Annotated in this window: 14 protein-coding genes; 12 read left to right on the forward strand and 2 right to left on the reverse strand. The window is 43.0% G+C overall.

Going from position 1 to position 7,624, the window contains the following annotated elements; all coding sequences use genetic code 11:
• Positions 1 to 118: 118 nt before the first annotated feature.
• Entirely contained in the window at positions 119 to 535 is a 417-nt protein-coding gene (locus MD535_RS24660; RefSeq protein ID WP_265677835.1) for a GFA family protein, read from the forward strand.
• Between the two features lie 140 nt (positions 536 to 675).
• On the opposite strand, the gene MD535_RS24665 is transcribed toward MD535_RS24660, so the two are convergent.
• Positions 676 to 954: a type II toxin-antitoxin system RelE/ParE family toxin gene (locus MD535_RS24665; RefSeq protein ID WP_265677843.1), complete on the reverse strand. Its 279-nt coding sequence runs from the start codon at positions 952 to 954 to the stop codon at positions 676 to 678.
• Positions 951 to 1,235 carry a type II toxin-antitoxin system RelB/DinJ family antitoxin gene (locus MD535_RS24670; protein ID WP_265677849.1) on the reverse strand — a complete coding sequence of 95 codons (285 nt, stop codon included), beginning with the start codon at positions 1,233 to 1,235 and terminating at the stop codon, positions 951 to 953. Before MD535_RS24670 ends, MD535_RS24665 begins: the two co-directional genes overlap by 4 nt.
• 250 nt (positions 1,236 to 1,485) lie before the next feature.
• On the opposite strand from MD535_RS24670, the gene MD535_RS24675 reads away from it, so the two are divergent.
• The 11 genes from MD535_RS24675 to MD535_RS24725 all read left to right on the forward strand — a co-directional run.
• On the forward strand, positions 1,486 to 1,743 hold the full coding sequence (locus MD535_RS24675; protein ID WP_265677856.1) for a type II toxin-antitoxin system Phd/YefM family antitoxin: 258 nt from the start codon (positions 1,486 to 1,488) through the stop codon (positions 1,741 to 1,743).
• A complete protein-coding gene (locus MD535_RS24680; protein ID WP_265677859.1) occupies positions 1,731 to 2,033 on the forward strand; it encodes a type II toxin-antitoxin system RelE/ParE family toxin in 303 nt (100 codons plus the stop codon). The genes MD535_RS24675 and MD535_RS24680 overlap by 13 nt, the downstream gene beginning before the upstream one ends.
• 170 nt (positions 2,034 to 2,203) lie before the next feature.
• Positions 2,204 to 2,788 (forward strand): cold shock and DUF1294 domain-containing protein, encoded by a 585-nt coding sequence (locus MD535_RS24685; protein ID WP_265677894.1) that lies wholly within the window; start codon positions 2,204 to 2,206, stop codon positions 2,786 to 2,788.
• 171 nt (positions 2,789 to 2,959) lie between these two features.
• A complete protein-coding gene (locus tag MD535_RS24690; RefSeq protein WP_265677860.1) occupies positions 2,960 to 3,424 on the forward strand; it encodes a GNAT family N-acetyltransferase in 465 nt (154 codons plus the stop codon).
• Between the two features lie 138 nt (positions 3,425 to 3,562).
• Positions 3,563 to 3,709, forward strand: coding sequence for a hypothetical protein (locus tag MD535_RS24695; RefSeq protein WP_265677898.1), 147 nt, complete (start codon positions 3,563 to 3,565; stop codon positions 3,707 to 3,709).
• Positions 3,669 to 3,869: an ester cyclase gene (locus tag MD535_RS24700; RefSeq protein ID WP_265677865.1), complete on the forward strand. Its 201-nt coding sequence runs from the start codon at positions 3,669 to 3,671 to the stop codon at positions 3,867 to 3,869. Before MD535_RS24695 ends, MD535_RS24700 begins: the two co-directional genes overlap by 41 nt.
• A 159-nt stretch (positions 3,870 to 4,028) precedes the next feature.
• A complete protein-coding gene (locus MD535_RS24705; RefSeq protein ID WP_265677869.1) occupies positions 4,029 to 4,976 on the forward strand; it encodes an alpha/beta fold hydrolase in 948 nt (315 codons plus the stop codon).
• 137 nt (positions 4,977 to 5,113) lie between these two features.
• Positions 5,114 to 5,740, forward strand: coding sequence for a LysE family translocator (locus tag MD535_RS24710; protein ID WP_265677871.1), 627 nt, complete (start codon positions 5,114 to 5,116; stop codon positions 5,738 to 5,740).
• Positions 5,741 to 5,750: 10 nt separating this feature from the next.
• A complete protein-coding gene (locus MD535_RS24715) occupies positions 5,751 to 6,071 on the forward strand; it encodes a DUF4144 family protein (RefSeq protein WP_265677876.1) in 321 nt (106 codons plus the stop codon).
• Positions 6,072 to 6,081: 10 nt separating this feature from the next.
• The gene (locus MD535_RS24720; protein WP_265677882.1) at positions 6,082 to 6,414 is read left to right on the forward strand and encodes a YnfA family protein; all 333 of its coding nucleotides are present in this window, start codon (positions 6,082 to 6,084) and stop codon (positions 6,412 to 6,414) included.
• A gap of 214 nt (positions 6,415 to 6,628) precedes the next feature.
• A partial coding sequence (locus MD535_RS24725; protein WP_265677887.1) for a metal-dependent hydrolase occupies positions 6,629 to 7,624 on the forward strand: 996 nt, incomplete at its 3' end.

Consider the following 7,624-nt stretch of genomic DNA (forward strand, 5'->3'; position numbering starts at 1 on the left):
AAGTGGACGCCATAAGCTTGGCGGTTTTGGTTTGAAGTTAAGTGCGCTTGGTAAGTTAATTGTTAGCGCCACTTAGCAGGGCGTTAGCTGCTATAGCCAACTCAGGAGGAGTAAGCATATGGAATATCCATTGGAAGGATCGTGCCAATGTGGTGAGGTTCACTATAAATTGTATGATGCACCACTAGCGGTTTTTGCATGTCACTGTACAGAGTGCCAAAAACTATCAACGAGCCCGTTTAGTGTAACAGCAGTGATAGATTCTTCGAAAATTGAGTTCGAAGGAAAGCTCAGCAGCTGGGAAAGAATCGCAGAAAGTGGAAATAGAAACCAAGCCCGTTTCTGCTCTAGCTGTGGAAACAGAGTTTATCACTTTAACCCTGACGAACTGTCAACAGTAAAGTTAAAACTCAAACCTATTAACCTCAAAGATGAAAGTATCTTTGAGCCAAAGGCGCACGTGTGGGTCAGCGAAAAGTTAGGCTGGTATGAGCTCCCAGAGGGCGTCAAGGTCTTTCCCAAGCAACCAAAATAGCAGCTAACAAACGCTTCAAGCCGACAACCAACGCGTGGCATTTTTGGTTTAAGCAAGTTTAGTGATTAAGGTGCTTTGCTTTGGCTCCGCATTGCGTTGGTTGCAGCTTAAGCGGGCGTTAGTTTGCCCACCGACTACAATCAGTCTGTAGGAAATTTTTGCTTCTGGTGTAGAACTCGCATTACACGAATTGTTGAGCCATCAACCCAGTAGGAAACGATCATTGAGATTTCTGGGATAATTAGCAATCGTCCTCGAATACCATCACGTTGAACACCCATAAGTGGTTGCTCAAGTAAATTTTCTACTTTAGCTTCAATGATTTCGTCAGTTTTGTCTGCCGCATCAGGGTTGAAGTCATAAAGAAACTCAAAGATCTTCTCACGATCATTTAGCGATTCTTCTTCCCATAAAATCATTGTTGCCCTCGGCTACGAATCTTTGCTTTTCTTTCAGCCATTCGTGCTTTTGCTGAGTCATGGTCAACAAATGAAGCTTTTCCTGAGTCAAACTTCTCAAATGCTAGGTCTACTTGTTCAGTTAACCAAGCGTCGTGAGATAATGCTTTGCGTTGTTGTTCAGCCATTTGCTCAGTAAGTTCGCGACAAGCATCGCTAAGTGTGCGTCCTTGGCTCTCAGCCATTTGCTGAGCTAAGCGTTTAATTTCGTCATCAACACGAAATTGAATTCTAGTGTCCATGATTAACTCCTAAATTGACGTGTGTACAAATGTTAGCACTGGAGTTGGGAAAGGACAACTAACAAACGCTTCAAGTCGATTCGTAACGCTCAGTACTTTTGGTGTCAATTTTGGCTAATGTGATTACGGTGTCCAAGTTAGGTTCTGTGGAGCGTTACTCACAACTTAAGCGTGCGTTAGCCGTCATGGAGCTTGCGATACTCAAAGTGATAGAATAGTATCACTTTAGTATTCCTTTGGAGCAGCTTTCATGAAAGTAGAACTAGTTACATCACTTAAACGTCAAGCAACTAAGATCCTCGCCGATCTCCGCGACACCAAAGAACCAGTGTTAATTACTGAGCATGGTAAGCCATCTGCGTATTTAGTTGATGTTGATGACTACGAATTTATGCAGCATCGATTAGCTATTCTTGAGGGTATTGCACGAGGTGAGCGTGCACTAGCTGACGGTAAAGTGGTAAGTCATGATGAAGCCAAGGACAAGATGTCAAAATGGCTGAAATAATCTGGACTGAACCAGCGTTATCTGACCTTAATGATATCGCTGAATACATCGCTCTTGAAAATATCGTAGCTGCAAAGCAGTTAATACGTACGATCTTCTCCAAAGTCGAACGCCTACAACCCTTCCCGGAGTCTGGTCGTATTCCACCCGAATTAGCACATTTAAGTTATCGTGAAGTTGTCGTTAATCCATGTCGTGTTTTCTATAAACAAGATGGTGACAAAGTGTTTATTCTGTTTGTTATGCGTGCAGAGAGAGATTTGCGTAAGTTTTTGTTGAGTAAGCAATAACCTTTGGGAATGAGCGGCTAACAAGAAATTTAAGCTGATTCGCAACGCTTGGCACTTTCGGTTTGAATCGGCTTTAGTGTTTACGGCACAATGGTTTAGGTAGGTGGCAGCGTTGCTCACTACTTAATTTGGCGTTGGCCCACAGGCGTCAAAATTAACGAAGGACGATGATGAAAGGTCAAATAGTAGAATGGAATGATACTAAAGGTTATGGGTTTATTTTGTCTGTAGGCGGTAAGCTGAGGGTGTTTTTTCATATATCATCCATTACAAACCGAGGTTATCGCCCTAAATTACATGATAGTGTTACCTTTAACGTAGTTGCGGATAAAAAGGGGCGTTTAACTGCTGAAAATGCGGTGGTTCAAGGTGTCAATGGCTTTCCTTATACAGTGATATTTGGTTTTGGCTTTTTGGGTGCAGCAACGGTATCAATAACCGTATTCAACGGTGAAACACTTCTGATCCCTTTGTATATAGTATTGAGTGTTTTTACATACTTTATGTTTGCTTGGGATAAACAGGCGGCACAGAATGGCAGCTGGCGAACGCCAGAAAATACGCTATATACCCTATCCTTGGCCGGGGGTTGGCCAGGAGCATTATTAGCTCAATTTCAGCTACGACATAAATCGAGAAAGCAACCTTTCAAATTCATCCTTTGGGTTACAATCGTTCTTAATATTGCTGGGTTCGTTTGGTTGTTTAGTGAATCAGGTAGGAGCCTAGTTCATAGTGTATTAACTGGCTTTTAGCTCAAGTTACGCGTTAAGTGATGTGGGCTAACAGGTGCTTCAAGCAGATTCGTAACGCTTGGGACTTTTAGCGTTAATTTAGGCTTGAGTGATTACGGCGTAAAACTTAGCTTGAGGGTACGTTGCTCACCACTTAGCAGGGCGTTAGCTGTACTCACGCGAGGTAGTACGATGATAAAAATTAGAGAGTATGTTGAAGCGGATGCACAGGCACTTTGGGATATCCATTTTTATACTATTCGCAATATAAATATTCGTGATTACAACCAAGCGCAAGTCGAGGCTTGGGCTCCAGAAAGTCTGGAATTGTCTATCTGGATAAATAGAATGAAAGGCTTGAATCCATTTGTGGCTGAAATTGACGGTATCGTTGTAGGTTATACAGATCTTCAATCTGATGGATTAATTGATCATTTCTTTTGCCATCATGAGTATCAAGGTCAGGGTGTTGGCAGGGCATTGATGAATCATGTATTTGCTGTTGGTAAAGAGCGGGGTATTTCTCGTTTTTACTCAGAAGTTAGTATTACAGCTAAGCCATTTTATGAGCACTTTGGGTTTAAAGTGGTTCAGCCTCAAGAAATGGACGTTCGTGGGCAAAAGCTAAGAAATTTCGTAATGGAAAAGTCCAGCTAACAAACGCTTCAAGTCGATTCGGAACGTTCGGCACTTTTGGCGTCAATTTCGGTTTATGTGATTTCGATGTCCAAGTTAGGTTCAGTGGTGCGTCACTGACAACTTAAGCAGGCGTTAGCAGAATAGAAGGAATAATTGATGTCAGTGGAAGAAGTGGTTAGAGGTTTTATCGAACAAGTAAGATCAGGGAAAAATCCAGATTTAGTAAACCAGTATCTAGCCCCGGTAGTTGTCGCGCATCAGATTGTTTCTGGAGTCTCAGAAACAATTAAAAGAACGCCATAAGGGAGTAGTTTATGGTTATGAACCGACAGGTTTAGAACTGTCTACAGTAGGAAGCGCAGTGTACCGAGTCAGTGAAAACCAAATAGCGGAATATTGGATTCAGCAAGAGAATCAAGGTTTACGGGAGCAGTTGGAAGCCAACCTTAAGAAATTCAGCTAACAAACGAGTATGGCGTCAATAGCTAAATATTGGCGCTGTTTTTGAGCCACTTCCGCGTGTCGACTCGCTTACATTTAAGCGCTGCTCATACTTATTGACCTCTTCTAGAGGCGTTATGCGACAGGGTAGTCGCTAGTCAAAAATCAAAAGGATAACCACATGGCAAAATATGTTGCTACCTCTCTGATTGGGCTCATTGTTATCGTTGTTTCTGCATACCTTATTATGCCTGCTTCAACGCTATTTCAATATCTGATCATGACTGAAAGAAGTATGGCTAATCTTGAAGTGAAGCAGGTCAAGGTCGATGAGTTAAACATTGAATATCTTCGCGGCGGAAGTGGTCCTCAATTAGTTTTACTCCATGGCTTTGGTGCCGATAAGGATAACTGGAATCGATTATCAAGCTACTTAGTTGGTGAGTTTGATGTCATCGCTATTGATATACCAGGCTTTGGAAACAGCACAAAGAATATAGAACTGGACTATGATGTTCGCTCTCAAGTAGAAAGACTAAAGCGGATATCTGATGCTCTAGGCTTAGACGAATTTACTTTAGCTGGCAGTTCTATGGGGGGATATATTGCAGGAAATTTTGCTGCCCAATACCCTGAAATAATTGACCATTTGTGGCTTATCAGCCCATTTGGTGTTGAGGGTTCGGAAGTCAGTGAAATGTTTTCAGCGACTAAGAAGGGCTTGCCCCCAGTCGTCTTGCCTCGAACCGAAGCAGAGTTTTCAGAACTGTTCGATTTTTTGTTTGTTGATCCTCCCTTTATTCCTTCACCAATCGTGAGTTATTTATCCAGCAAAGTCAGTGAAAGTCTGGAGATAAATACAAAAATTTTCGAGCAAATACACAGAATGAATAATGGCACCCCCCAGCCAGACTTGCCGCTTGAAAAGGTCTTAGCTAACTACGATGGATCAGTTCTAATATCGTGGGGTGACAAAGATAGGGTGTTGCACGTATCGGGAGCTTCGGTTTTAAAGCAGGTGATTCCGCAAGCTAAGTTAGACATTGCCTCAAATGTGGGTCATTTGCCTATGGTTGAGCAACCCCAAGCGACGGCTGAGTCGTTCTTAATGTTTACAAGAGAGCGTTAATCGCTAACCCTATCATAGTTCGCTTAAGTGCATGCCGGTGTGTGGTACGTTTCCGTAAAATAAGGTACACAGAGTGGGTGATTAATAAGGCTTATTGAGCCACGTTAGCATTCCAACAAAGAGAATAAGGAGGTGATATGTTTCCAATTGAAGTTTTTCTGCCCTATACAGTGGCTTGTCTGTTGCTGGTTATTTCACCGGGACCTGATAATTTGCTGGCCGTTGGGCGCGGTCTAAGTCAAGGCAGGGTAGCGGCCATAGTATCGGGGTTTTCGTCTGGCGCGGGGATCCTTTTTCATGTTATTGCGGCAACGTTTGGTCTTACCTTACTTATTCAAACCTCAGAATTGGCGTTCTATGTCGTCAAGATTGCGGGCGCAGCGTATTTGATTTGGTTGGGGATAAAGGTATTGCGTACCCGCAGCTTGTTCTCTTTGGAGCCGGCGAAAAAACAATCAATAAAAGCGATTTTCTCGACAGGCTTTTTATCCGCGGCCCTGAACCCAAAACCAGGTATGTTTGTTCTGGCTTTTGTCCCCCAGTTCGTCAACCCAGCATTAGGCTCGGTCACTGTTCAAATGGTTGGTTATGGCGTTTGGTTCGCATTACTTACCGCGATTGGTTTTAGTTTGATGGGTGTTTTTGCATCGCAGTTATCCCATTGGTTTAAGCGCAAGCCTAAATTGGTATCAGGTCTAAACGTAGGGGCAGGATTAACATTTATCTCTTCAGGGTTAGCGGTAGCGTTTCTGAAGCAGCGGTAAAGAGAAAGTGATGATTCAATGGCCATGTGTTTTAAAGCTAGACGGTGATTATGAACTCATATTTTTAGACTCTGAGTTAATGTTTGCTAGCGAGTTTGAATCGTTAATTTGGAGTGATTCGGATCGCTTAATCGACAGTGGTGGTCAACGTTATATAATTAGCCAATCGAAGGGGAATTATACGTTTGTAGCAAGCGGGGGACGATTGTCATTAACAGCAGTCACGCAGTTAATTCAGCAACATGAGTTTTCAAAGGGCGAAATGTGCCTGACTAAAATACAATTTTCATCTGTGGAAGAAGCAATACAATCGCTGGCGACGGAAGAATAAGGATATCTACTTGTTAGAAATGAAAACCATCGGTCTGTTTTTTATAACAGCAATTGCAGAAATATTAGGCTGTTACTTGCCTTATCTGTGGTTAAAAGAAGATAAGTCGGTTTGGCTTTTGATCCCTGCAGCATTCTGTCTTGCTTTATTCGCTTGGTTGTTGTCGTTACACCCTACAGCTGCGGGTAGAGTTTATGCCGCATATGGTGGCGTTTATATCTTTGTAGCCGTTCTTTGGCTATGGCTTGTTGATGGGATCCGCCCAACGTTGTGGGATATTATTGGCGTATCAGTGGCTTTACTCGGGATGGCAATTATCATGTTCGCACCAAGAGCGACCTAAAACAATAGATAGCGTTAGTCGTCAAGTTTAACGCTATCTTTTCTTTATCTTTCCTTTATCTTTCCTTTATCTTGTTAATTTTCCTCTCTCCTTCCGTTCAAATTTTCTAAAATGCTCTAATGTAAAGTTTAGGCAATGTCCTGTTACTAAGCATAATTTAGTGCTATAGCTGAATGTACTATGTTCACGGCATTTAGCGAGCAATGAGTTATCTATGGATCCACTAACACAAGGCTTACTAGGCGCCTCTTTGCCTCAGTCGGTGAGTAAAAAACAACACATCGTCGTTGCAGGGGTGTTAGGGCTACTTGCCGGAATGGCGCCGGATTTAGATGTGCTGATTCGCTCACAGAGTGATCCCTTATTGTTTTTAGAATTTCATCGACAATTTACTCATTCACTGTTTTTTATCCCGATTGGAAGTTTAATTTGTGCGCTGGTTTTGCATCAATTGATCGCAAAAAAACGCGGGCTGTCGTTCAAACAGAGTTGGCTTTATTGCGCTTTAGGTTATAGCACTCATGCGTTGCTGGACTTTTGCACGACTTATGGCACTCAGCTGTTTTGGCCACTAACCAACGAGCGTTATGCTTGGAATACAGTCTCTGTCATTGATCCCGTATTCACACTGCCCATATTGATATTGCTGGTATTTGCCACCCTAAAGCGACAGCCGTGGTTAGCTCGTATTGCGTTTCTATGGGCGCTGATCTATCCGACGTTAGGAATGATACAAAGGGATAGGGCTGAGGCTGCCGGATGGCAATTGGCTAAAGAACGGCAACACTTTCCCGTTCAGCTGGAGGCTAAGCCGAGCTTCGCTAACATATTGCTTTGGAAAGTGGTTTATGAAGTCGAGGGCAACTACCATATTGATGCGGTGAGGGTAGGCGCATCGGTAAAAACCTATCCAGGAGAATCCATCAGCAAGCTCAATATTAATAAAGACTTTCCTTGGCTCGATCTGCGTTCGCAGCAAGCGATAGACATTGAACGCTTCCGATGGTTTTCCAATGGTTATTTAGCGCAAGACCCCACCGATGAGTTGCGTATCATCGATGTCCGATATTCGATTGTACCTAATCAACTTAACGCACTGTGGAGTATCAAACTATCACCGTCAGCGCATGCCGATAAGCACGTAGAGTACCAGACTCATCGCGACAATACGCCGGCCTCCAGACAACGCTTCTTTGATATGCTCACTGGC

Source organism: Vibrio qingdaonensis (assembly GCF_026191675.1).
GTDB lineage: Bacteria > Pseudomonadota > Gammaproteobacteria > Enterobacterales > Vibrionaceae > Vibrio > Vibrio qingdaonensis.

Excerpts from the sequence above, each read along its gene's own strand:
- MD535_RS24665 (WP_265677843.1), bottom strand. The coding sequence starts at position 954 with ATGATTTTATGGGAAGAAGAATCGCTAAATGATCGTGAGAAGATCTTT.
- MD535_RS24660 (WP_265677835.1), top strand. The coding sequence starts at position 119 with ATGGAATATCCATTGGAAGGATCGTGCCAATGTGGTGAGGTTCACTAT.
- MD535_RS24695 (WP_265677898.1), top strand. The coding sequence starts at position 3,563 with ATGTCAGTGGAAGAAGTGGTTAGAGGTTTTATCGAACAAGTAAGATCA.
- MD535_RS24675 (WP_265677856.1), top strand. The coding sequence starts at position 1,486 with ATGAAAGTAGAACTAGTTACATCACTTAAACGTCAAGCAACTAAGATC.
- MD535_RS24710 (WP_265677871.1), top strand. The coding sequence starts at position 5,114 with ATGTTTCCAATTGAAGTTTTTCTGCCCTATACAGTGGCTTGTCTGTTG.
- MD535_RS24685 (WP_265677894.1), top strand. The coding sequence starts at position 2,204 with ATGAAAGGTCAAATAGTAGAATGGAATGATACTAAAGGTTATGGGTTT.
- MD535_RS24680 (WP_265677859.1), top strand. The coding sequence starts at position 1,731 with ATGGCTGAAATAATCTGGACTGAACCAGCGTTATCTGACCTTAATGAT.
- MD535_RS24705 (WP_265677869.1), top strand. The coding sequence starts at position 4,029 with ATGGCAAAATATGTTGCTACCTCTCTGATTGGGCTCATTGTTATCGTT.
- MD535_RS24715 (WP_265677876.1), top strand. The coding sequence starts at position 5,751 with ATGATTCAATGGCCATGTGTTTTAAAGCTAGACGGTGATTATGAACTC.
- MD535_RS24670 (WP_265677849.1), bottom strand. The coding sequence starts at position 1,235 with ATGGACACTAGAATTCAATTTCGTGTTGATGACGAAATTAAACGCTTA.
- MD535_RS24690 (WP_265677860.1), top strand. The coding sequence starts at position 2,960 with ATGATAAAAATTAGAGAGTATGTTGAAGCGGATGCACAGGCACTTTGG.